This window comes from Streptomyces sp. NPDC006529 (assembly GCF_040611795.1).
Lineage (GTDB): Bacteria > Actinomycetota > Actinomycetes > Streptomycetales > Streptomycetaceae > Streptomyces.
In genome coordinates this window covers 219,231-241,342 of sequence record NZ_JBEXPB010000002.1, presented here as the reverse complement: position 1 = coordinate 241,342, position 22,112 = coordinate 219,231, and the positions used below count along the sequence as shown (strand labels likewise).

General features: G+C 72.9%; 21 protein-coding genes. 13 read left to right on the top strand and 8 right to left on the bottom strand.

What is annotated here, in order from left to right; translation table 11 throughout:
• Positions 1-7: 7 nt before the first annotated feature.
• Positions 8-970: a deoxyribose-phosphate aldolase gene (gene deoC / locus ABZY31_RS03040; RefSeq protein WP_356404417.1), complete on the bottom strand. Its 963-nt coding sequence runs from the start codon at positions 968-970 to the stop codon at positions 8-10.
• Between the two features lie 255 nt (positions 971-1,225).
• On the opposite strand from deoC, the gene ABZY31_RS03035 reads away from it, so the two are divergent.
• From ABZY31_RS03035 to ABZY31_RS03015, 5 genes are all read left to right on the top strand, one after another.
• Positions 1,226-2,239, top strand: coding sequence for a hypothetical protein (locus ABZY31_RS03035; RefSeq protein WP_356404181.1), 1,014 nt, complete (start codon positions 1,226-1,228; stop codon positions 2,237-2,239).
• 79 nt (positions 2,240-2,318) lie between these two features.
• The gene (locus ABZY31_RS03030) at positions 2,319-2,945 is read left to right on the top strand and encodes a class F sortase (protein ID WP_356404180.1); all 627 of its coding nucleotides are present in this window, start codon (positions 2,319-2,321) and stop codon (positions 2,943-2,945) included.
• Between the two features lie 1,011 nt (positions 2,946-3,956).
• A complete protein-coding gene (locus ABZY31_RS03025) occupies positions 3,957-4,565 on the top strand; it encodes a PH domain-containing protein (RefSeq protein ID WP_356404178.1) in 609 nt (202 codons plus the stop codon).
• 43 nt (positions 4,566-4,608) lie between these two features.
• A complete protein-coding gene (locus ABZY31_RS03020; RefSeq protein WP_356404177.1) occupies positions 4,609-5,241 on the top strand; it encodes a VanZ family protein in 633 nt (210 codons plus the stop codon).
• Between the two features lie 37 nt (positions 5,242-5,278).
• Complete coding sequence (locus tag ABZY31_RS03015; protein ID WP_356404175.1) at positions 5,279-5,488, top strand: PspC domain-containing protein; 210 nt, start codon at positions 5,279-5,281, stop codon at positions 5,486-5,488.
• A gap of 27 nt (positions 5,489-5,515) precedes the next feature.
• On the opposite strand, the gene ABZY31_RS03010 is transcribed toward ABZY31_RS03015, so the two are convergent.
• The 3 genes from ABZY31_RS03010 to ABZY31_RS03000 form a co-directional block, all read right to left on the bottom strand.
• Positions 5,516-6,286 carry a hypothetical protein gene (locus tag ABZY31_RS03010; RefSeq protein WP_356404173.1) on the bottom strand — a complete coding sequence of 257 codons (771 nt, stop codon included), beginning with the start codon at positions 6,284-6,286 and terminating at the stop codon, positions 5,516-5,518.
• A 157-nt stretch (positions 6,287-6,443) separates the two neighbouring features.
• Entirely contained in the window at positions 6,444-6,722 is a 279-nt protein-coding gene (locus ABZY31_RS03005) for a hypothetical protein (protein ID WP_356404171.1), read from the bottom strand.
• A 136-nt stretch (positions 6,723-6,858) separates the two neighbouring features.
• Entirely contained in the window at positions 6,859-8,007 is a 1,149-nt protein-coding gene (locus ABZY31_RS03000) for an adenosine deaminase (RefSeq protein WP_356404169.1), read from the bottom strand.
• A gap of 114 nt (positions 8,008-8,121) precedes the next feature.
• Between ABZY31_RS03000 and ABZY31_RS02995 the strand changes: the two genes are divergently transcribed.
• The gene (locus ABZY31_RS02995) at positions 8,122-8,832 is read left to right on the top strand and encodes an alpha/beta hydrolase (RefSeq protein WP_356404167.1); all 711 of its coding nucleotides are present in this window, start codon (positions 8,122-8,124) and stop codon (positions 8,830-8,832) included.
• A 204-nt stretch (positions 8,833-9,036) separates the two neighbouring features.
• Here the strand turns inward: ABZY31_RS02995 and ABZY31_RS02990 are convergent, their stop codons facing one another.
• Positions 9,037-10,179, bottom strand: a complete 1,143-nt coding sequence (locus ABZY31_RS02990; protein WP_356404165.1) for an ATP-grasp domain-containing protein — start codon at positions 10,177-10,179, stop codon at positions 9,037-9,039.
• A 157-nt stretch (positions 10,180-10,336) separates the two neighbouring features.
• Between ABZY31_RS02990 and ABZY31_RS02985 the strand changes: the two genes are divergently transcribed.
• Positions 10,337-11,413, top strand: coding sequence for a helix-turn-helix transcriptional regulator (locus tag ABZY31_RS02985; protein ID WP_356404163.1), 1,077 nt, complete (start codon positions 10,337-10,339; stop codon positions 11,411-11,413).
• Between the two features lies 1 nt (position 11,414).
• Here the strand turns inward: ABZY31_RS02985 and ABZY31_RS02980 are convergent, their stop codons facing one another.
• The gene (locus ABZY31_RS02980; protein ID WP_356404161.1) at positions 11,415-12,341 is read right to left on the bottom strand and encodes a LysR family transcriptional regulator; all 927 of its coding nucleotides are present in this window, start codon (positions 12,339-12,341) and stop codon (positions 11,415-11,417) included.
• 98 nt (positions 12,342-12,439) lie between these two features.
• Between ABZY31_RS02980 and ABZY31_RS02975 the strand changes: the two genes are divergently transcribed.
• The 6 genes from ABZY31_RS02975 to ABZY31_RS02950 all read left to right on the top strand — a co-directional run bounded on the left by ABZY31_RS02975 (position 12,440) and on the right by ABZY31_RS02950 (position 20,045).
• Complete coding sequence (locus ABZY31_RS02975) at positions 12,440-13,723, top strand: MFS transporter (RefSeq protein ID WP_356404159.1); 1,284 nt, start codon at positions 12,440-12,442, stop codon at positions 13,721-13,723.
• Between the two features lie 87 nt (positions 13,724-13,810).
• On the top strand, positions 13,811-14,548 hold the full coding sequence (locus ABZY31_RS02970) for a GntR family transcriptional regulator (protein ID WP_356404157.1): 738 nt from the start codon (positions 13,811-13,813) through the stop codon (positions 14,546-14,548).
• A gap of 345 nt (positions 14,549-14,893) precedes the next feature.
• A complete protein-coding gene (locus ABZY31_RS02965) occupies positions 14,894-15,217 on the top strand; it encodes a chorismate mutase family protein (RefSeq protein WP_356404155.1) in 324 nt (107 codons plus the stop codon).
• The gene (gene pabB / locus ABZY31_RS02960) at positions 15,214-17,409 is read left to right on the top strand and encodes an aminodeoxychorismate synthase component I (protein ID WP_356404153.1); all 2,196 of its coding nucleotides are present in this window, start codon (positions 15,214-15,216) and stop codon (positions 17,407-17,409) included. Before ABZY31_RS02965 ends, pabB begins: the two co-directional genes overlap by 4 nt.
• Entirely contained in the window at positions 17,406-18,284 is an 879-nt protein-coding gene (locus ABZY31_RS02955) for a prephenate dehydrogenase (RefSeq protein WP_356404151.1), read from the top strand. Before pabB ends, ABZY31_RS02955 begins: the two co-directional genes overlap by 4 nt.
• Positions 18,285-18,362: 78 nt before the next feature.
• A complete protein-coding gene (locus tag ABZY31_RS02950; RefSeq protein ID WP_356404149.1) occupies positions 18,363-20,045 on the top strand; it encodes a class I adenylate-forming enzyme family protein in 1,683 nt (560 codons plus the stop codon).
• Positions 20,046-20,133: 88 nt separating this feature from the next.
• On the opposite strand, the gene ABZY31_RS02945 is transcribed toward ABZY31_RS02950, so the two are convergent.
• Both ABZY31_RS02945 and ABZY31_RS02940 read right to left on the bottom strand, forming a co-directional pair.
• Positions 20,134-21,198: a histidinol-phosphate transaminase gene (locus ABZY31_RS02945; protein WP_356404415.1), complete on the bottom strand. Its 1,065-nt coding sequence runs from the start codon at positions 21,196-21,198 to the stop codon at positions 20,134-20,136.
• The gene (locus ABZY31_RS02940; protein WP_356404147.1) at positions 21,195-22,004 is read right to left on the bottom strand and encodes a LuxR C-terminal-related transcriptional regulator; all 810 of its coding nucleotides are present in this window, start codon (positions 22,002-22,004) and stop codon (positions 21,195-21,197) included. Before ABZY31_RS02940 ends, ABZY31_RS02945 begins: the two co-directional genes overlap by 4 nt.
• Between the last annotated feature and the right edge of the window lie 108 nt (positions 22,005-22,112).

Below are 22,112 nucleotides of genomic sequence, written 5' to 3'. Positions count from 1 at the left end.
GATGGTCTCAGTCCACCGTCACGTAGTCGGGACCGGAGTATCGCCCGGTGCTCAGCTTCTGGCGCTGCATGAGCAGGTCGTTCAGCAGGCTGGAGGCGCCGAAGCGGAACCACTCGTTGGACAGCCAGTCCTCGCCCACGGTCTCGTTGACCAGGACCAGGAACTTGAGCGCGTCCTTGGTCGTGCGGATGCCGCCCGCGGGCTTCACGCCGATCTGCACGCCGGTCTGCGCGCGGAAGTCGCGGACGGCCTCCAGCATCAGCAGGGTGTTGGCGGGGGTGGCGTTCACCCCCACCTTGCCGGTGGAGGTCTTGATGAAGTCGGCGCCGGCCATCATGCCGATCCAGGAGGCGCGTCGGATGTTGTCGTACGTCGACAGCTCGCCGGTCTCGAAGATGACCTTGAGGCGGGCGGCGGTGCCGTCGGGGCGCACGCACGCTTCCTTGACGGCCTTGATCAGCTCGAAGGTGTCGAGGTAGCGGCCCGCGAGGAAGGCGCCACGGTCGATGACCATGTCGATCTCGTCCGCACCCGCCGCCACGGCGTCACGCGTGTCCGCGAGCTTGACCGGCAGGGCGGCGCGGCCGGCGGGGAACGCCGTCGCCACGGAGGCCACCTTGATGCCGGTCCCGGCCAGGGCCTCGTGCGCGATGCCGGCCATGTCGGGATAGACGCAGATGGCCGCCGTGCGCGGGGTCGTCCGGTCGGTCGGGTCGGGGTTCGCGCCCTTGGCGCAGAGCGCCCGGACCTTGCCCGGGGTGTCCGCGCCCTCGAGCGTGGTCAGGTCGATCATCGAGATGGCCAGGTCGATGGCGAACGCCTTGGCCGTCGTCTTGATCGAACGGGTGCCGAGGGCGGCGGCGCGCGCTTCCAGGCCGACGGCGTCTACGCCGGGCAGCCCGTGCAGGAAGCGGCGCAGCGCGCTGTCGGACGTCGTCACGTCAGCGAATGCGGGGAGTGTGGTGGGCATGGTCACCAGATGAGCATATCTACGCGCGTAGCGGCCTGTCACCCCCCTGGGCTGAAATCGCCCGAAACTCCACCGCTGTCGCACACGGGTCCGCTGTGACACCTTGGTGACAGGAAGCAGATGATCCACACGCACAAGATCCGTAGGTTTCTCTTCAGCAGCCCGCCACACCTGACCCGGTGGAAGACACACCGAACAGACTCAACGAGGCATGCGACTCTCCTCCATCCGCTTCACCATGCTTCAGGAGTCGTTATGCGTTCCGCCCTCGCCCTCCGCACCTCCCTCGTCACCGCCGCCGTCGCGGGGATCCTGCTCGCACCGGCCGCCACCTCGGCGTTCGCGGCCGCTACCGCGCCGCAGGTCGCGGCATCGGCGGTGTCGGCGGCGGGCACGGCGTCGGACGACTCCCGCTACGAGGGCAAGCCGGTCTACATAGGCCAGGGCCTGGTCGCGGTGCTGCGCAACGGGGCCGAGGGCCCGGAGGCCTGGATCCGCTTCGTCGGCGCGGGCTGGAAGCCGGGCGACACCTACATGGTCCGCGTGGTGGAGAAGCTGGACCGCACCCACCTCCGCGCCACGGTGGACGTCCTCCAGCTGAAGCTGACGCACGCGGACCAGGCCGTCCCGGTGCTCACGGTCACGGAGAACGGCACCACGGCCTCCTACCCGCTGCCGAAGGGCAAGGCCGTCCCGGCCGAGCCCACCGACCCGTGCGTCTCCGAGGTCAAGCAGGTCCAGCTCGGCGGCTACCACTTCGCCGACCTGACGATGTCCCCCCAGGGCCCGAAGGCCTACGTCCACGTCACCGACCCGCAGGCGGACCCGTGGTCGGTCACGCTGACCCGCACCAGCCCGACCGGAACCCGCGCGTACTACCTCCACATCGCGAACCCGAGCGGTGCCGCGCCGGTCCTGGAGTGGAAGACCCAGGGCGGCGACTCCCCCGTCCTCAAGAGCTCCTTCCCCGCGCTCCCGAAGGGCTGCAAGGCCGCGTACGAGGTCCACGACGACGCCGCGCCGAAGCCCGCCCCGGCCACCACCCCGGCCGCGACCCCGAAGCCCGTCACCCCCGCGAACATCTCCCCCCAGACCAAGGGCCAGACCACCGTGGTTCCGCAGGGTGCGGTCGCGGCGGGCGCCGAGATCCCGGTCGCGACGGTCGCGGACACCGGCGACACCGCCACCCTGGCGGCGGGTGCCGGTCTCCTCGCGCTCTTCGCCGCGCTCGGCACGGTCGCCCTGCGCCGCCGCCGCAGCCAGGGCTGACTCGGCCTCCCCGCCCCACACCCTCCTTCGGCGGGCCACCTTCGTGGTGGCCCGCCGGTCCCCGTCCTGGAGTTCCCCGATGTCCCGTGCCGCCCGCCGCGCCGCCACGCTGCTCGCGCCGCTCGCCCTGGCCGTCCTCACCGGCTGTACGGGCGCCGCCCCGACCGCCGCCCCGGCGGTGACCCAGCCCGCGCACGTGGCCGCGGCCACCGCTCCCCCCGCCCCGGGGCCGGCCGCCGCGACCGCCGCGCCGATGGCCGCCTCCGAGCCCGTACGGATCCGCGTGCCGGCTGCCGGGGTCGACACCTCCCCGGTGCTGAAGCTCGGGCTGGCCGCCGACGGCACCGTCGAGGTGCCGTCCGTGGCCGACGGGAACAAGATCGGCTGGTACACCAAGGGTGTCACTCCCGGCGAGACCGGTCCCTCCGTGCTGATCGGCCACTTCGACACCGCGCGGGGCCCGGCCGTGCTCAAGGACGTCGCGAAGGTCCACACCGGCGACGAGATCACGGTCGACCGCGCGGACGGCACCACCGCGGTCTTCCGGGTGCGCGCACTGGAGCAGGTGGACAAGAAGACCTTCCCCACCGCGAAGGTCTACGGGAACACCGCGCGCCCCGAACTGCGCCTGATCACCTGCGGCGGCGAACTCACCGCGGGCCACCGCCCGGACAACATCATCTTGTACGCGGATCTGGTGGGTTGAGGTGGTGGGGGGGCGGCTTCGCCGCTCGTGGGTAGGTTTCGCGCTTCGGGGTCGGTGATGCTCCGGGGGCTGCCCGTCAGTTCCACTGTCTTCCCGTGCCGGGGCGTCCTGTCAAGAGCGCTCCCTGCGGTCGCGTCGCTGCGCGATGGCCTGCGGCCACTCTTGACATGCCACCCCGTCCCGGAAAGCCAAGAACTGTCGGGCCGCCCCCGGGGGGAGGCAGGGGGGAGGGTGCCCGTTGCTTGCCGTCCGGCGCCCGGCCGCAGGCCGAATGGGCCCTGTGTGCCGCCCTGTGGGCGGAAAGAGCGCCCCTAATCGCTACGCGCTTCTCCGAGAGAAGCGTCAGCGGGCTGCGTGGGGCTGAGACTTCGGTCAGATGGGTGTTGGTCCGGGTCTGACGCCCGGCCGCCCCAAGAGTGGAGATTAAAGCGCCATAAAAGGGGCGTTTTGAGCGGCTGTTGAGTCTCGACGGCTGCTTGACCCGAGTGGACTCTCGTCTGGCCGAGCTTTGAGTCCTGCCGCGCCCCTCACCAGCCCATAACAGCCCGCAGACGCCTCTCTCGGAGAAGCGCGTAGCGATTGAGTGCGTTCTTGCCGCCCGCAGGGCGGGGCATCGGGCCCACTCGGCCTTCGGCCGGGCGCCGGACCCCAGGCAATGGGCAGCCTCCCCCCTGCCTCCCCCGGGGGCGGCCCGACAGTTCTTGGCTTTCCGGGGTGGGCTGGGCGGTCAAGGGTGGCCGCAGGCCATCGCGCAGCGACGCGACGAAGGAGCGCCCTTGAGGGCACGGCCCACCCCGGAGAGACAGTTGAACTGACGGGCAGCCCCCGGAACCACCCCGACCCCGGACGCACGAAGCGCACCCCACGAGCGGCGAAGCCGCTCCCCGGCGCAGCCGGGCGGACCGGCCGGCGCCAGGGCTCTCCGCCCCGGCCTGAGCCACGGAGGCGCCGCGGCCGCGGCGCCCGGGCCGGGACACCCGCGCCGAACCGCCGTGCGGCAGAATCAGGGGCATGACGAGCCCCGTGCCCCCCGCTGCCGACGAGCCGGTCTACGACGACCGGGTCTACCGCTCCCCCATGGCCATGGTCACCGGGGTGCTGCTGCTGGCGCTGATCGCCTGGCTGTGCGGGGACGCCCTGTTCCAGGGGTCCGGGTCGGCGCGGTGGATCGCCGGGGCCGTGCTGGTGTGCGGGGTGCCGCTGATCGTCGCGTTCACGCTGCGGCCCGCGGTCTTCGCGAACGACAACCGGATGCGCGTACGGAACCCCTTCCGCACCATCGAGCTGCCCTGGGCTGCCGTGGACGCGGTGCGCGCCGGTTACTCGGCGGAGGCGCTGGCCGAGGGGACCAAGTACCAGCTGTGGTCGATCCCTGTCTCGCTGCGCGAGCGGAAGAAGGCCAACCGCCGGGCCGGGCGCGCCGCTGGCGCGGACGCGGCCGCGAAGGATCCGGTTCAGGCCGGGGCGGACAAGGCCGTGAGCGAGCTGTCGGAGCTGGCCGAGCGCGGGACCTCCCGGGCCGGGGCGCAGGGCAGCGTGACGGTGCGCTGGTCGTACGAGATCATCGCGCCGGCGGTGATCGGAGCGGTCGCTCTGATCGTGCTCCTCGCCACACGCTGAACCGGCCGGAACCGCGGCTACCGTCTGTCGCGTCTTCGCAGCTGTGCAGCGTCATGAAGCCGGCGGCAGCGCCGCCATTCAACTCCGGCTCCGGCTCGTGGGCAGCGGTCTGCTGGCCGCCCACCTCCTGCTCGTCGCCTGGGTGACCCTGCGACCCCTGGACGTGCCATGGGCCGCCTCCGCCAATCTGACCCCCTTCGAGGGGATCAGAGCCGACCTGGCCTACGGGCCGCTGGAGGCGGCGCGCCGGATCGGTTCGTCGCTGGTGCTGCTCGCGCCGCTGGGGGTGCTCTTCCCCCTGGTCAGCGGCCGCCTGGCGCCGTCGCCGCTGGCGGCGTGGGCCTCGCTGAGCCGGACGGTCGCGGCGGGTGCGCTGATCTCCGTCAGCATCGGGATGCTCCAGACGGCGGTGCCGGGGCGGGTGGTCGACGTGGACGCGGTGCTGCTGAACGTGGCGGGCGTGGTGCTGGCGCACCTGGCCGTCGTACCGGCCCTGCGCGCCCGGCTGCGGCGCTCGGTGCGGCGGGTCGCCTCGCGGCCCGCGTCCCCGGACTTGTCCCCCGCTCCGTCTCCGACCCCTTCTCCGGTGCGTTCTCAGGGGCCGACCCCGAGAGTTGCCAGGGTCGGTATCGGCCCGTGGACCGAGGTGCTGTCGGCGATTCCCCGGGAGTATTGAGGCATCGCGAGAAAGCGATCCCTACGAAGGAGAAACCATGAGCGCCCTTGCCCGCCCCCGTGACGGACGATGGATCGGCGGAGTCTGTGCCGGTCTGGCGCGACGCTTCGGTATGTCCGCGAACACGATGCGTCTCATATTCGCCGTCTCCTGCCTCCTGCCGGGCCCGCAGTTCCTGATCTACCTGGCCCTGTGGGTGGTCCTGCCGAACGACAGGACCGGCGCCGCCGGAACCGGTTCCTGGTAGCGCCGCCTTCGGCCGCCGACGACCGGCTCAGCGCATCGTCTGCTTGATCTTCTGGACCTGCTTGTCCGTGAGGTCGTGCGGCACTTCCGTCCCGCGCCGGGCGTCCGCGACGTTGAGCGCCATCAGCCGCACGATCGTCGAACCCTGGCGTACGAGGACCAGGTGGACGTGGGCCGAGACGCCCTGGGCGGCCGCGACGACCGTCCAGCTGACGCTGTCGTCGCCCCCGGTCCTGTACGGAACGGCCTTGACCTGGCGGTAGCTGCCGGTCTGCTTCTCGACGGTGGCGTTGAATCCCCCGCCGCAGGCGGCGACGGCCGTCTTCAGCCGGGCCATGAGCCGCTTCGCGTCGCTCTCGCCGTAGGCGCTGAGCGTGTCCGAGATGGCGAGGCCCATCTGGGTCTGGGACCCGACGCCCCGGTTCACGATCTCCCGCGCGGCCGGGTCCGGTTTGTCGCCCATGACGTCGGCGAGGGGCTGGCAGGGCTTCTTGTCGGCCTGCGGCTGGCCGTCGGGGGCGTTGGGGTTCTTGCCCTGGGCAGAGATCTGGTAGCCGACGAGGTCGCCCTGTTCCAGGGCGGACTTCTCCAGCACGGTGCCGGTGCGCGGCGCGGCGGAGGCGCCCGCGGAGGCTCCCGCGGTGGCGCCTGCCGAACCGGGCGCGCCGGCGGCCCGCGTGGCCGCGGAGCCCTTCGGGTCCGGGGTCCCGTCCGCTGCCGGGCCGCCCGCGGAGGTGCAGCCGGCGGCGGCCAGGAGTAAGGGTGCCAGCGACGCGACCGCGGCCGCTCGTGCCTTCATGCGCATGTCCTCGACCTCGTACCCGGTGCGGCGGTGAGCAGTTCGGGGTGATCGTGGCACAGGCGGCGGCGGGGCGCCCACCCCCTCGAAAGGGTGTGCGCCCCGCGTGTGTACGCGCGAATCCCTGTGCGATGTGCGGACCCGCCCTGCGGCGGGGTCAGCCGCCGAGGCCGCCGGGGAGGTTGCTGGTCGGCAGGCCGCCGAGCAGGCCGGTGACGGGCTTGAGGGCCTCCGCCGGGTCGCTCGACTGGCTCTGGCCCTCCTCGCCGGCGGCGACCTTCTGCTGGCTGGTGATGCCCTGGGCGGCGGCGGTCACGGTGCCGAGCGCGTCGGTGACACCGATCGCGGGCACGGCGGCGGAGGCGGTACCGGCGGCGGCCGCGGCGAAGGCGGCACCGATGACGGCGACACCGAGAGTCTTGGCTGACTTCTTCATGAAGAGTCCTTGCGACGGGGAATTGAGCGGCTCCGCAAACTAGTCACTTCAAACCCCCTCCCGCAAACATCCGTAAATATGAGAAAGCACCCGGGAATTGCTCCTCCCGGGCGCTTTCAGTACGTCATGCCGTGGCCTACGCCGAGACGGAACCGCTGGTGGAAGCGGTCTGCTGGAACAGCCACTCCGACTTCAGCTCCGCATAGCCCGGCTTGATCACGTCGTTGATCATGGCCAGCCGTTCATCGAAAGGAATGAACGCGGACTTCATCGCATTGACCGTGAACCACTGCATGTCGTCGAGCGAGTACCCGAAGGTGTCGACCAGGTGCTCGAACTCCCGGCTCATGCTGGTCCCGCTCATCAGCCGGTTGTCGGTGTTGACCGTGAGCCGGAAGTGGAGCTTGCGCAGCAGGCCGATGGGGTGCTCGGCGTAGGAGAGCGCCGCACCCGTCTGCAGGTTCGACGTCGGGCACATCTCCAGGGGGATGCGCTTGTCCCGGACGTACGAGGCCAGGCGGCCCAGCGTGACCGAGCCGTCGGCGGCGACCTCGATGTCGTCGATGATCTTCACGCCGTGACCCAGGCGGTCCGCGCCGCACCACTGCAGGGCCTGCCAGATCGACGGCAGGCCGAAGGCCTCGCCCGCGTGGATGGTGAAGTGGTTGTTCTCGCGCTTGAGGTACTCGAAGGCGTCGAGGTGGCGGGTGGGAGGGAACCCGGCCTCGGCGCCGGCGATGTCGAAGCCGACGACGCCCTTGTCGCGGTAGCGGTTCGCCAGCTCGGCGATCTCCAGCGCGCGGGCCGCGTGGCGCATCGCGGTGAGCAGGGCGCCGATGCGGATGCGGTTGCCGTTGGTCCGCGCGCGGCGCTCGCCCTCGCGGAAGCCCTCGTTGACCGCCTCGACGACCTCTTCGAGGGTCAGGCCGGCTTCGAGGTGCTGCTCGGGGGCGTACCGGATCTCGGCGTACACGACGCCGTCCTCGGCCAGGTCCTGGGCGCACTCGGAGGCGACCCGGAAGAGGGCCTCCTTCGTCTGCATGACGGCGCAGGTGTGCGCGAACGTCTCCAGGTAGCGCGGCAGGGAGCCGGAGTCGGCCGCTTCCCGGAACCAGACGCCCAGCTTGGCGGCGTCGGTCTCGGGGAGGTTCTCGTAACCGGCCTTGTCCGCCAGCTCGATGATGGTCCCGGGGCGCAGGCCACCGTCGAGGTGGTCGTGGAGCAGCACCTTCGGGGAGCGGCGGATCTGATCCGGGGTGGGCAGGTTGGGGGTCTCGCTCGTCATCTGGGCACTCTAGCTCCTACGCGCGTAGAGCGCGGGACAGGCGGACGGGGTCGATACGTAACAGTGACCGTGCGGACGGGTGGCGTACACCCGCCGGTCTGAGAATGTTCCGCCATGGCACAGCATGCGCCGCCGGCGCGCGGGGCCCGCCTGGGGCGGGCGGCCGGCGCGAACGGGCCGGGCTCGACAGTCAATGGTGTGGCGCTCCTGCTTCCCGGGGCGTCCTGGTTCTCCTCCGGCCCGGTGCGGCCGCTCGCGCGGGCGCTGGCCCGGGCGGGCGGGGCCGAGGGGCTGGTCACGCACACCGTCCGGCACGGCGCGGACGGGCGGGAGGAGGCCGCGCGGTGGGCCGTGGAGGAGGCGTTACGCCGCTACGGCGACGTACCGGTGTGCCTGGTCGGCTACGACGCGGGCGGCCGGGCGGCGCTGGCGGCGGCCGGGCACGAGGCCGTCACCTGCGTGGTGGCGCTGGCGCCGCGGCTGCCGGAGGCGGACGCGGGCGGGGCGCCCGAACCGGTGAAGCAGCTGTCGGGGCGGCACGTCCTGATCGTGCACGGCACCGATGACGCGCGCTGTGATCCGGAGGCGTCGTTCCGGCTGGCGGCGCGGGCGAAGAAGGCGAACCGGGCCACCTGCCGGTTCGAGGTGCACTCGGACGGGCACGGGCTGCGGGAGCACCGGGCGGAAGTGGTCGCGCTGGGCGTGGACTTCGTCCTCGGGACGGTGGGGGCGGGGCGGTATGCGCGGCCGGTGGTGGATGCGCTTGCGGCTCCGCCGCCTTTGGGGTTGCGCATGCCGTTGGGTTCCGGCTTCGGGCGGGGGTAGGGGCGGGCCTTCTTGTCCCGGACCCGGGGGTTCCCTCTGCCCTGCGCGGGACGGCCTCCGGGTGGGTGCGGGTTCGTTGCGGGGCTCTGCCCCGGGCCCCGCGCCTCAAACGCCGGCGGGGCTGGTGTTGCTTGCGGGGCTGGATGGTGCGTGCGTGCCCTCCGGGGGCGCCTCAAACGCCGGCGGGGCTGATGTGGCTGGGCGTCAGTTCAGGAGGGTGGTGGCTTGGGTGAGGGTGGTGGTGAGGGCTTGGGCGGTGGGGGCTGTGGCCAGGATGTAGGGGTGGGGGGTGGACAGGTGGATGCGGATGACGCCCGGGACGGCGCGGGCGGCGGCCAGGGCGGTGGGGCGGGGCGGGGCCGGGGGGACGTCGACGTAGCGCACCCCCGCGTGGGCCGCGCGGGGGTGCAGGGGCGGCGGCGGGAGGGCCAGGGCCGCGGCGACCGCGAGGGCGAGGACGTCGATGCCGGTGGCGAGCCGGAGCAGGTCGGGTTCCATGACGCCGGGGCGGGCGTGGGCCTCCACCAGGCGGGGGCCGCGGGGCGTGAGGATGACCTCCGTGTGGGAGGGGCCGTCGCGGTGCCCGGCCAGGTCGAGGAGCCGGCGCACGTAGGCCCGTACGGACGCGGCCGGCCGGGGTGCGAGCGGCACCGGGAACTGGTGGCCCGCGGTGGTGAGCCGGGGGCCGGGGAAGCGGCGGGTCCAGCCGAGGATGCGGTGGCGGCCGCCGCGCGAGAGGGCTTCGACGGTGAGTTCGGGGCCTTCGAGGAGCTCCTCCACGAGCAGGTCGGTGATCTCGGGGTAGAAGCGGGAGGCGGCCCGCGCGTCCGCGGGGCTGGTGAGTTCGCGCACGCCCTCGCCGTCGGCGCCCGCCCGCGGTTTGACCACGCACGGGTAGCCGATGAGATCGGCGATGAAGGGGAGCAGGGCGGCGCGTCCGCAGCGGGCGAAGGAGACGGGGTGGCCGGGGTGCAGGACGGTGTTGGTGCGGGCGCGCAGGGCGGCCTTGTCCATGAGGGCGGTGACGGCGTCGCTGGAGGTGCCGGGCAGGCCCAGGGCCTCGTTGGCGCGGGCGGCGGCGAGAGAGCCGGCCGCGTCGAACCCGAAGACGGCGGCCCGCCGGTCGCGGACCGCCGCCAGCCGGGCGAGGTCCGCGGTCAGGGAGCGGTGGTCGCGCCAGTCCGTCCGTACCGGCCGTTCCGCCCCCTCACGGACGGACGGTACGGACGCGGCCGGCGCGACCACCACGGGACGCGCGCCCGCCCGGCGGGCGGCGGCGACCACGGCGGGGCGCGGGCTCAGCAGGAGGGCGACGGGTCTGGGGCTTTCGCTGTGCACCGTGTCCACCCCCGGGTCCTGCTCGCGCCGCCGGCCGGAGGGCCGGGGCCGTGGGTTCAGCCTGCCGGTTCGGCATATGCCGCGGGGCCGCTGCCAGGCCTCGTCTTGGCGCCCTGCGAGAACCCGAGGGGTTTACAACCCCTTCGTTTCCGGGACGAATACGCATATGCCTGCCGATGACGATGCGGATGGCCTGAGTCCGGCCGCCCGGCGCCTGTACGCCTACGCCGTCGAGCGGCACGCGTTCGACGCGGCCGAGGCCTCCGCGGCCCTGGGCGTGCGGGCGGCCGCCGCGGTCACGGAGCTGGTGGCCGCTCGGCTGCTGCAGCCCGATCCGGCGGGGCCCGGCGAGGACGGCGCGCCCCGCTGGAGCGTGGTGTCGCCGCGGGCGGCGGTGGCGCGGGCGCTGGCCCCGCTGGCGCTGCGGGTGCGCGAGACGCACGACGAGATGGACCGGGTGCGCCGGCGGCTGGACGCGCTGGTGCCGGAGTACGAGGCGGGGATCGCCCGGCGGGACCTGGGCGGTCCGGCCCCGCTGGAGCTGGTGACGGACCTGGGCGCCGTACGGGGGCTGATCGGGGAGCTGGTCGCGTCCTGCGAGCGGGAGGTGCTGACCTCGCAGCCCGGCGGCGGGCGCCCGGCCGAGGCGTTGGAGGAGGCGATCGGGCGGGACGAGTCGGTGCTGGCGCGCGGCGTGCGGATGCGGACGCTCTACCAGCACACGGCGCGCTACTCCCGGCCGACCGCGGCGTACGTCGACCGGGTGACGGCGCGCGGGGCGCAGGTCCGCACCCTCGGTGACGGGCTGATGCGGATGATCGTGATCGACGGGCGTACGGCGCTGATGGCGGTCCCGGACGCGGCGGGGGCGGCGCTGCTCGTGCGCGAACCGGCGGTCGTGCACTTCATGCGGGAGGCGTTCGAGCGGGCGTGGGTGCAGGCGGAGCCCTTCGCGTCGAGCGTCGGGCCGGACCAGGCGCGGCTGCTGTCGGACCAGCTGCGCCGGATGATCGTGCGGATGCTTGCGGAGGGGCTGGAGGACAAGGTGATCGCACGGCGCCTGGGCATGTCGGAGCGGACGTGCCAGCGGCACATCGCGGAGGTCATGCGGGCGGTGGGGGCGAAGTCCCGGTTCCACGCGGGGTACCTGCTGGCCACCGCGGGCGCGGAGGCGTCGGGGGCGGACGGGGCCGAGGCGGACGAGGCGGACGAGGCGGAAGGGGAGACCGCCGGCGGGGCGTAGGTCAGAGTTCGGGGATCAGGCGGCCGCGGCGCGAGAGCAGGAAGCGTTTGAACTCGGCCACCGGCGGGGTGTCCGGGTGGCCGTCCAGCCAGGCGAGGCCGATCTCGCGCACCGCGCGCGGGGCGGTGACGGTCAGTTCGACCACGCCGGGGCGCGGCACGGCGGGCGGGGGCAGGAGGGCGACGCCGAGGCCCGCGGCGACCAGGCCGCGCAGGGTTTCGGCCTCCTCGCCCTCGAAGGCGACCCGGGGGGTGAAGCCCGCCTCGGCGCACAGGTCGTCGGTGATCCGGCGCAGCCCGTAGCCGGATTCGAGGGTGACGAAGGTTTCCTCGGCGGCCTCGGCGAGCCGGATCCGCTTGCGGCCGGCGAGCCGGTGGTCGTCCGGCACCACCAGGCGCAGCCGCTGTTCGTCCAGCCGGCGGGCGACCAGGTCGGGGGCGACGGGCAGCGGGGAGGTCAGGCAGAGGTCGAGTTCGCCGGCGCGCAGCCGTTCCAGCATGGCCTCGCCGTAGTTCTGGACGAGGGAGAAGCGGACCTTGGGGTGGTCGGCGCGGAAGGCGCGGATGAGGCCGGGGACGGTTTCGGAGCCGAGCGTGTGCAGGAAGCCGAAGGCGACCTTGCCGGCGTCGGGGTCGGCGTCGCGCTGGAGGGACGCGGCGGCGCGGGCGATGGAGTCGAGGGCCTTCTCGGTGGAGGCGAGGAAGGTGCGCCCCGCGGTGGTGAGGGCGACGGTGCGGCCCCGGCGGGCGAACAGGGCGACGCCGAGGTCCTGTTCGAGGCGCACGATGGCCCGCGAGAGGGTGGGCTGCGGTACGCCGAGCTCCTGGGCGGCGCGGGTGACGTGCTCGTGCCGCGCGACGGCCGCGAAGTACGCAAGGCGCGGGGCCAGCGAACGTGGCACGCTCATGTCTTCTTCGTAACGAGTCATTGACAGGCGCTCCCCTGAGCTGCACTCATGCGTGGATGTATCGATTATCGCCATTCCGCGCATTGGACGCATAAAAAGGACGGGCCTACTTTCGGGGTATGCCTCCCGCTCATACCGGGGCGTCCACCACCGTGGCCGCCTCCACCCCGTCGTTCCCCGCTCCGGAGCCCCGCTCCCCCGGCCGCCCCGGTTACCGCCGGATGAGCTTCGCGCTCTTCGCCGCCGGGCTCGCCACCTTCGCCCTCCTCTACTCCACGCAGGCGCTGCTGCCCGCCATCTCCGACGGCTTCGGGGTGACTGCGGGTCAGGCCAGCTGGACGGTCTCCGCGGCCACCGGCGCGCTCGCGCTCTTCGTCCTGCCGCTCAGCGCGCTGTCGGAGCGGTTCGGGCGGACCCGGATGATGACCTGGTCGATGGTGACGGCGGTCGCGGTGGGCCTGCTGGTGCCCTTCGCGCCGAACCTGGAATGGCTGATCGCGCTGCGCGCGGTGCAGGGCGCGGCGATCGCCGGGATCCCGGCCTCGGCGATGGCCTACCTCGCCGAGGAGGTCAAGCCGAAGGCGCTGGTCGGGGCGATCGGGCTGTTCGTCGCGGGCAATTCCATCGGCGGGATGAGCGGCCGTCTGGTCACCGGCTGGGCGGCGCAGGCGTGGGGCTGGCGCGGCGGGCTGCTCACGGTCGGCGTGATGTCGCTGCTCTGCGCGGTGGCCTTCCTGGTGCTGCTGCCCCGGGCGCGGTTCTTCCGTCCGGCGTCGCTGAACCCGCGCGCGGTCGGACGTACCGTCGCCGGGCACCTGCGCGATCCGCTGCTGGTGCGGCTGTACGGGATCGGCGCGCTGTTCATGACCGTCTTCGGCGCGGTGTACACGGTGATCGGCTACCGGCTGGCGGAGGAGCCGTACGCGCTCGGGCAGGGCGTGATCGGCTCGGTCTTCCTGGTGTACCTGGTGGGTACGGTCTCCTCCGCGGCCGCCGGGCAGCTGGTGGCCCGGACCGGGCGCCGGGGCGCGCTGTACCTGGCGGTGACCACGACCGCGCTCGGGCTGCTGCTGTCGCTGTCCGACGCGCTGGCCGCGATCCTGGCGGGGCTGGTGCTGATCACTGCGGGCTTCTTCGCGGGGCACGCCGTGGCCTCGTCCTCGGTGAGCCGGACCGCGAAGTCCGGCCGCGCGCAGGCCTCCGCGCTGTACCAGTCGGCGTACTACCTGGGCAGCAGCGCGGGCGGCACGCTCGGCGCGCTCGCCTACCACTGGGCGGGCTGGGGGGCAACGGCCGGGATCGCGCTGCTCGCGGTGGCGGGCGTCGTCTCGATCACGCTGTACGGATCCCACGCGGCCCGCGCCGAGCGGCGCAGCGTGCACCTGGCGGCCGTCGCCCGCTGACGTACGCGACCAGTCCGCCGGCTGCTTAGCGAACCCGCAGGACGTTGGCTAACGTGGTACCACCCTAGGGAGAAAGAGAGATCGATCATGCCCGAGACGGCGCGACAGATCGCCGACGACTTGCGGGCACGGATCGACTCCGGCGAGTTCGGTCCCGGTGCTCGGCTGCCCGGCGAACCGGCACTGGTCAAGCAGTACGGCGTGGCCAAAATGACGGCGGCCAACGCCTTGAAGCTCCTCATCGGCGAAGGCGCCGCTTACGCGCGCCCGGGTGCCGGGACGTACGTTCGCGAGTTCAAGCCGGTCCGCCGGGTGGCGGCCAAGCGGCTGGCCCGGTCGCAGTGGTCTTCCGGGAACTCGATCTGGTCCGCCGATGTGGGCGACCGGCCCATGGACGTCGTGGACATCGAGGTCTACGAGGCCGTCGCGCCGCGCTGGGTGGCGCGGGCCCTCGCCCTGGAGGAAGGCGTGGCGGTGCTGGTGCGTAGTCGCCGCTACGTGGTGGAGGGCTCGGCGGTGCAGAAGGCCACGTCGTATCTCGCTGCGGACCTGGTGCGGACCACCCCGATCGCCGAACCGGACCCCGGCCCCGGCGGGGTCTACGCCCGGCTCGCCGACATCGGCCACGGGCCGGTCGGCTTCGTGGAGGAGCTGCGGGCTCGGATGCCCAGTCCGGAGGAGTCCGAGGCCCTCGACCTGCTGCCTGGTACTCCAGTCGTGGAGATCTACCGGACGGCCCTCACGGCCGAGGGATACCCGGTAGAGGTCAACCACATGGTTCTCGACGCCGGTTCCTACGTGATGCAGTACAACTTCCAGAGCTAGGACTCTCACCAGCGCAAAGGCCCACTCCGGTGGGCCTTTTTCGTTGTGCCGACATGGGCGGCGAAGTGGCAACGACGTAAAGGGCGTTGACCTCCCTTGGGCCTCCCCTTTCCCTCTGCGAGGAGTGATCTGCATGCGTCGGATTCGTGCTGGTGGTCGCGGTGGATGCCGAGACCGGTGCTCAGGTGATGTCGGTGGGCATGCTGTTTGCCGCGAACGAAACCCCGCCGTCGCGGGGGGCGTTGCGCAGCAACGTTCACTCATGCGCAGTGCGCAGACCTGAGCCTTGGCCTCCCTTTCACCGCCCGTCCCGGCGCGTCACGCTGAGTGCATGAAGCGATATCCGTGACGCGGATCGACCGGGAGGTAGTCATGAAGGGCACGGCGCAAGCCACCGCCGGCATAGACGAGTTGCGCGCGAAGCTCGACCGGATCGACGAGCGGCTCCTAGAAGACTTACGGGCGCGCATCGGCGTGTGTGTCGAGATCGCCCTCGTGAAGAAGGACCAGGGCATTCCGATGATGCAGCCGCACCGCATCGGGCTGGTCCAGGAACGTGCCGCGGCCTTCGGGACCGCCCACGGAATCGACCGGGACTTCCTTCGCGCACTCTATGACCTGGTGATCGAGGAGACCTGCCGGGTCGAGGACTTGGTGATCGGATCATGAACACTGCACCCGCCCCGCGGACGCCCCTCGCCCCGCGGACCCTCCGGACGCTCCTGATAGACAATCACGACTCGTTCACCTACAACCTCTACCAGCTGCTCGGTGAGGTCAACGGCCGCCCGCCGGTCGTCGTCACCAACGAGACCGAGTGGTCGACGCTGTCGATGGACGACTACGACGCGATCGTGATCTCCCCCGGCCCCGGCCGCCCCGAGCGCGCCCGCGACTTCGGCATCAGCGCCCGCGCCATCCTGGAGAGCGGGCTGCCCGTCCTCGGCGTCTGCCTCGGCCACCAGGGCATCTGCCACCTCTTCGGCGGCGAGGTCGGCCACGCGCCGCAGCCCATGCATGGCCGGGTCTCCGAGATCACCCACACCGGCGGGGAGATCTTCGCGGGCATCCCCTCCCCCTACCCGGTGGTGCGCTACCACTCGCTGGCGGCGATCCGGCTGCCCGAGGAACTGGAGCCGACCGCCTGGACGTCGGACGGCGTGGTGATGGCCGTGCGCCACCGCAGCCTGCCCGTGTGGGGGGTGCAGTTCCACCCCGAGTCGATCAGCAGCGGGTACGGCCGCGAACTCCTCGCGAACTTCCGCGACCTGGCGCTGGCCGAGGGCGCCCGCCGCACCGCGGCCCCGGGCGCGGCGGCGTACGCCGTCCAGGTCCGCAAGGTGACGATGCTGCCCGACACCGAGGAGGCCTACCGGGAGCTGTTCGCCGGGAACGACCACGGCTTCTGGCTGGACAGCAGCAACGTCACCGAGGGCCTGTCGCGGTTCTCCTTCATGGGTGACGGCACCGGCCCCCTCGCCGAGTACCTCACCTACCAGGTGCTGGAGCGCACCGTCCGGGTCCAGCGCCGGGACGGCCGCGACGAACTCGTCGAGGAGAGCGTCTTCGACTACCTGGAGAAGCAGCTGGCCGGGCGCCGGATCGAGGTGCCCGAGGGGCTGCCCTTCGAGTTCAACCTCGGTTACGTCGGCTACCTCGGCTACGAGCTGAAGGCGGACACCGGCGGTCACCGGGCCCACAAGGCCGACACCCCGGACGCGGCCCTGCTCTTCGCGGACCGCATGGTCGCCTTCGACCACGCCGAGGGCGCCACCTACCTGCTCGCCCTGACCCGCGGCGCGGCCACCGAGAGCGACGCCGCCGACTGGCTCGACCGCACGGCAGCGCGCCTGATGGCGCTCGGCCCGGCCCCGGCCGCCGCCGCCGGCGGCGCCCCGCGCCGCTTCGCCACCACCGGGATGACCGACCCCGCGCTCGCCGGCATCATCCGGATGCGGCACGACCGGACCGGCTACCTGGACCGGATCGCGGAGATCCACCAGGAGATCACCGACGGCGAGAGCTACGAGGTGTGCCTGACCAACCAGGTCGCCGTCAAGGCGCGGATCGACCCGCTGGAGACCTACGCGGCGCTGCGCCGGATCAGTCCCGTCCCCTACGGCGCGCTCCTGGACTTCCCCGGGGTGTCGGTGCTGAGCGGCTCTCCCGAGCGGTTCATGACCATCGGCACCGACCGCACCGCCGAGTCCAAGCCGATCAAGGGCACTCGGCCGCGCGGTGCCACGCCGGCCGAGGACGAGGCGCTGCGCCAGGACCTGCTCGGCAACGAGAAGGACCAGGCGGAGAACCTGATGATCGTCGACCTGATCCGCAACGACCTCAACATCGTCTCCGAGGTGGGTTCGGTCCACGTGCCCAAGCTGTTCCACGTGGAGACGTACGCGCCCGTGCACCAGCTGGTCTCCACCGTGCGCGGCACGCTGCGCGACGGCGAGTCCGCGGTGACCGCGGTCCGGGCCGCCTTCCCCGGCGGTTCGATGACCGGCGCGCCCAAGGTGCGCACGATGGAGATCATCGACCGGCTGGAGGAGGGCGCCCGCGGGGTGTACTCCGGCTCGCTCGGCTGGTTCGCGCTCTCCGGCGCCGCCGACCTGAACATCGTCATCCGCACCCTGGTGGCGACGGAGGACCGGGTCACCTTCGGTGTCGGCGGCGCCGTCATCGCGCTCTCGGACGCCGACGAGGAGTTCGAGGAAACGGTGGTGAAGTCCCGGGCCATGGTCCAGGCCGTGGTGGGCACCGCCCTGCACCCGGTCGCGGCTCCCGCCGGCATCACCCCGCCCGCCGCCGCCCCGCCCGCTGCCTCCTCGGCCGCCCGGAGCTCCGGGAGCGCGGCGTGATCCGCCGCGCGGTCATCGTGGGCGGGCAGGGCGCGGTCGGCCGGCTCTTCACCGAGAAGCTGTTCGGCAGCGGGATCATGATCTGCGTGGTGGACCCGGCCGGCGCCGGGGAACCCGCCGCGGGCGGTGCGCGCCGCATCCACGGCGACATCACCGACATCTCGCCGGCCCTGGAGAAGGAGCTGCGGCTCGCCGACGTGGTGATGCTGGCGGTGCCCGAACCGGTGGCGCTCGCCTCCATCAAGGGGGTGGCGGCCGTGATGCGGCCGGGCACCCTGCTCGTCGACACCCTCTCGGTGAAGCAGCGCATCGCCGAGGAACTGAGCGCGCACCTCGACGGGGTGGAGGGCCTCGGCCTGAACCCCATGTTCGCCCCCGCCCTCGGCTTCGAGGGCCGGGTGGTGGCCGCGTCGGTGACCTACGACGGGCCGCTGACCACCGAGCTGCTGGGGCTGGTGGAGTCCTGGGGGGCCCGGGTCGTCCGGGTCGATGCCGTCGAGCACGACCGGCTGACCGCCGTCTCCCAGGCGCTGACCCACGCGACCGTCCTCTCCTTCGGGCTGGCCCTGCACGGGCTCGGCACCGACAGCGTCGAGGTCGGCCGGATCGCCCCGCCGCCGCACAAGACCCTCGCCTCGCTGCTCGCCCGGGTCTCCTCCGGCACCCCGGAGGTGTACTGGGACGTCCAGGCGGCCAACCCGCAGGCAGCGGGCGCCCGTACGGCGCTCGCCGAGGCGGCCCGGCGGCTCGCCGACACCGTCAAGGACGGCGACGAGGCCGACTTCGCGGCCCTGATGGCCACGGTCCGCGGCGCCCTCGGCGCCGAACTCGACAACTACCGCGAGCTCTGCGCGCGGATCTTCGCTTCGGTCTGACCCCGGACCGCACCCCGTACGGCGCCGTCCCGGTCCGCCGTACCCCCGTACAGCCACCGACTGAGAGGCACGAGAGACATGACCGACTCCCGCCCGGGCTTCGCCGACACCGTCCTCAACCCCGCCCAGCGCGCCGCGCTCGCGGCCGACGAGAGCGTCGGCGGCGGAAACCTGCTGCGCTCCGCGCTCGCCGCCAGCCCGAGCCCGACGACCCCCTTCGTCCACTCCACCCGGCCGATCACGAACCTGGACGGGGTGGAGCAGTACGACTACAGCCTGACGGAGATCGACCGCCTCGCCCAGTCCTGGTCCGCCTGGTACCTGAGCCGCGGCGTGCAGCCGGGGGACCGGGTGGCCGTGTGGTTCGAGGACTCCTTCGCCTACTCGGTGCACTTCTACGCGATCGCCCAGATCGGCGCGATCGCCGTCCTCATCAACAGCAAGGCGACCCCGGCGATCGCCGAGTCCCTGATCGAGCAGACCGCCCCGGTGGGCCTGTACGCCGACCGGGCGCGGCTGGACGGGCTCGCCGCGACCGGCTCCGCCCTGGACGGGCTGGTCTGGACCGAGACCGAGGAGGCGCTGCCCGCGCCGCCGGCGGCGGAACTGCCCGAGGACGCGTACTGGCAGCACGTGGGCGAGGACCCGGTGGTGATCCTGCACTCCTCCGGGACCACCGGCCGCCCCAAGCCGACGATCCACACGCACAAGACCATCGTGGCGGGCCCGCAGTTCCGCCTGGTGGACTTCAAGGAGAACCCGGGCGCGCTGATGCTGACCGCGCTCCCCCAGTCGCACCTGGGCTGCATCGCCTTCACCGTGTACGCGGTGCTGGCCGGGACCCCGGTCGTCGCGCACAGCGACCGCGACGGCGCCGACCTGGCGGCGACGGTGGCCGCGCACCGGCCCACCGCGGTGATGGCCTTCGCCCACTCCTACGCCGAACTCGCCTCCCTGGACAGCGCGGACGGCGCCCTGGACAGCGTCAACTCCTGGGTGTCCATCGGCGACGCGGTGCACCAGGCGCACATCAACAAGGTGCTCTCGCTGCGCTCGGCGGAGCTGGACTCGGCGCAGTTCTTCGACCGGCTCGGCACCACCGAGCTCGGCTGGGGCGTCCTGCTGAAGATCCGGACCCGGGACTCCGAGCGCAACGACCGCTGCGCCGGCCAGCCGGTGGGCGTCGCCGAGGTGGCGATCCTGCGCAAGGACGGCAGCCACGCGGACGTCGGCGAGGTCGGCTTCCTGGCCGCGCGCGGCCCGGCGATCACCCCCGGCTACTGGGGCGACTCGGCCACCACCTACCGCTACAAGCTGGCGGGGCACTGGCTGCCGGGCGACATGGCGTACAAGGACGCGAACGGCGACTTCTACCTCGTGGACCGCGCCGCCGACCAGATCCAGACCGCCCAGGGGCCCGCGTACTCGGTGCTCATGGAGGAGGTCCTGCTGAACGACGTGCCGGCCTTCGAGGACGTCGCGGTGGTCGCGGGCGGCGAGGGCCAGGACATCGTCCCGGTCGCCGTGGTGACCACCAAGGAGGGCGCCGACGACGTCGAGAAGCTGCTGATCCGCGCGAACGAGGCGCTGGCCGCGGCCGGTCACCCGACGCTGCGCCTGCTCGAAGTCGCCGCGCACGAGGCCGACTTCCCGGTCGGTGTCACCGGCAAGGTGCTCAAGCGCAAGCTGCGCGAGAAGTACGCCGACCTCGGCAGCTACCTCCGGGCCGGCACCGGCAAGACGCTCGCGGCGGCGGGCTGAGCGCAACCACATGGGACGGCCCTGTCCCGGCCCGGCGAGGGGCGGACCGGGACAGGGCGGCAGTAGAGCGAGCGGAACGGGGGCCGGATCAGGGCCGGGGCGCGAAGGCGGCGGCCACCGCGAGAGCGGTGTCGTTGGCCTCCGGGTCACCGATCGTGATCCGGACCCCCTCGCCGGGGAAGGCCCGAACGGCCACCCCGGCTTCCGCGCATGCGGCGCCGAACGCGGCGGCGCGGGCGCCGAGGCCGAGCCACAGGAAGTTCGCCTCGCTGCGGGCGGGGGCGAGCCCGAGGTCGGTGAGCGCGAGCGCGGTCCGCTCCCGCTCCTTGACCAGCGTCTCGACCCGCGCGAGCAGCTCGGCCTCCGCGTCCAGCGAGGCCACCGCCCCGGCCTGGGCGGCGCTGTTCACCCCGAAGGGCACGACGGCCGCCCGGATCCGTGCGGCCACCGGCTCGTGGGCGACGGCGTACCCGATGCGCAGGCCCGCGAGGCCGTAGGCCTTGGAGAAGGTGCGGACGACGACCAGGTCGGGGCGGCCGGGCAGCAGCGCCACCCCGTCGGCCGAGAGCGGGTCGGTGACGAACTCGCGGTAGGCCTCGTCCAGGACGACGAGCACGCCGGCCGGTATCCGGTCCAGGAACCGTTCCAGGTCCGCGCCGGGGACGGTGGTGCCGGTCGGGTTGTTCGGATTGCAGACGAGGACCACGCGGGTGTGCTCGCCGACGGCGGCGGCCATCGCGTCGAGGTCGTGGACGGCGCCCGGGCCCAGCGGGACGCGCACGGCGACGCCGCGGGCGAGCTCCGTGAGGTGCGGGTAGGCCTCGAAGGACGGCCAGGCGAAGAGGACTTCGTCGCCGTCCTCGCGCACGAAGGACTGGAGGAGGTGCTGGAGCACCCCGACCGAGCCCGCGCCGAGGGCGAGCTGCCCGGTGGGGACGCCGAGGCGGTCCGCGAGGCGGTCGGTGAGCTCGGTGGAGAAGCGGTCGGGGTAGCGGTTGACCCGGCCGGCGGCTTCGGCGAGCGCCTCGGCGACCGAGGGCAGCGGCGGGTAGGGGTTCTCGTTGGCGGCGAGCAGGTACACGGCGGGTTCCTTTCGGGAAGGGGTGCGGTGATGCGGGACGCGGGATGCGGGCGGGGGCGGGAGCGCGCTCAGGACCCGTCGCGTTCGGCGAGGCCCATCAGGTAGCCGAGCTGGAAGCGGTGCTCGGCGCCGAACTCGTCGCGCAGGCTGGACACGTGGCCCTGGACCGAGCGCAGACTGATGCCGAGCCGGCGGGCGATGGCCTTGTCGGAGCGGCCCTCGATGAGCAGCTTGCGGATGGCGCGCCGCATGTCGGGGATGACCTCGCAGGCGGCGTCCGCGGCGCGGACCGGGCGGAAGGGGTAGGGCTCGGCGCGGTCCCAGGCCTTCTCGAAGACGTCGACGAGGAAGCGGCTGACGGCCAGGTCGCGGACCAGGACGGCGGAGCTGCGCGCGTCGTCGGCGGGGATGAACGCCACCTCGCCGTCGATGACGATCATCCGGTTGAAGAACTCCGGGAGGGTACGGACCTGCGCGCCGCGGGCCTGTACGCAGCCCACGTACCGCTTGGTGGCCTCGTGGAAGCGGGAGCTGTGCTGGTAGAGCGTGCGCATGGCGACGCCGCGGTCCAGGTGGCCGCGGACGGCTTCGTAGGCCTCGTCGAGGGTGGCGTCGGGGCGCGGCCCGTCGGGCTGCGCCGTGAGTATCTCGTGGCGGGCCCCGCGCAGCGCCTCGTGGATGGCGCGGGTGATGTCGTCGCCGCCGTGCAGGTACTCGATGCCGGGGGCGGCGGCGGGGAGCGGCGGGAGGATGCCGGTGGCCGTGGCGTGTTCGGCGCTCTCGGCGGCGTACCGGGAGAGGCTGCCGAGGGTGTCGGCCATCCGCAGCAGGGTGTCGAGCGGGTCGATGGTGGAGGTGGCTCCCTGGGTGGTGTTCATGGCGTTGCCTCTCGTGATGACTCTCGTGACGGAGGGACGGGCGGGTGGGGCGCCGGGACATACGGGCAGGGCCGCGCGGGGATGCAGCATCCCCGCGCGGCCCGTGGT

Coding starts and splice junctions, on each gene's coding strand:
- deoC (WP_356404417.1), bottom strand. CDS start 970: ATGCCCACCACACTCCCCGCATTCGCTGACGTGACGACGTCCGACAGC.
- ABZY31_RS03035 (WP_356404181.1), top strand. CDS start 1,226: ATGCGTTCCGCCCTCGCCCTCCGCACCTCCCTCGTCACCGCCGCCGTC.
- ABZY31_RS03030 (WP_356404180.1), top strand. CDS start 2,319: ATGTCCCGTGCCGCCCGCCGCGCCGCCACGCTGCTCGCGCCGCTCGCC.
- ABZY31_RS03025 (WP_356404178.1), top strand. CDS start 3,957: ATGACGAGCCCCGTGCCCCCCGCTGCCGACGAGCCGGTCTACGACGAC.
- ABZY31_RS03015 (WP_356404175.1), top strand. CDS start 5,279: ATGAGCGCCCTTGCCCGCCCCCGTGACGGACGATGGATCGGCGGAGTC.
- ABZY31_RS03010 (WP_356404173.1), bottom strand. CDS start 6,286: ATGAAGGCACGAGCGGCCGCGGTCGCGTCGCTGGCACCCTTACTCCTG.
- ABZY31_RS03005 (WP_356404171.1), bottom strand. CDS start 6,722: ATGAAGAAGTCAGCCAAGACTCTCGGTGTCGCCGTCATCGGTGCCGCC.
- ABZY31_RS03000 (WP_356404169.1), bottom strand. CDS start 8,007: ATGACGAGCGAGACCCCCAACCTGCCCACCCCGGATCAGATCCGCCGC.
- ABZY31_RS02995 (WP_356404167.1), top strand. CDS start 8,122: ATGGCACAGCATGCGCCGCCGGCGCGCGGGGCCCGCCTGGGGCGGGCG.
- ABZY31_RS02985 (WP_356404163.1), top strand. CDS start 10,337: ATGCCTGCCGATGACGATGCGGATGGCCTGAGTCCGGCCGCCCGGCGC.
- ABZY31_RS02980 (WP_356404161.1), bottom strand. CDS start 12,341: ATGACTCGTTACGAAGAAGACATGAGCGTGCCACGTTCGCTGGCCCCG.
- ABZY31_RS02975 (WP_356404159.1), top strand. CDS start 12,440: ATGCCTCCCGCTCATACCGGGGCGTCCACCACCGTGGCCGCCTCCACC.
- ABZY31_RS02970 (WP_356404157.1), top strand. CDS start 13,811: ATGCCCGAGACGGCGCGACAGATCGCCGACGACTTGCGGGCACGGATC.
- pabB (WP_356404153.1), top strand. CDS start 15,214: ATGAACACTGCACCCGCCCCGCGGACGCCCCTCGCCCCGCGGACCCTC.
- ABZY31_RS02950 (WP_356404149.1), top strand. CDS start 18,363: ATGACCGACTCCCGCCCGGGCTTCGCCGACACCGTCCTCAACCCCGCC.
- ABZY31_RS02940 (WP_356404147.1), bottom strand. CDS start 22,004: ATGAACACCACCCAGGGAGCCACCTCCACCATCGACCCGCTCGACACC.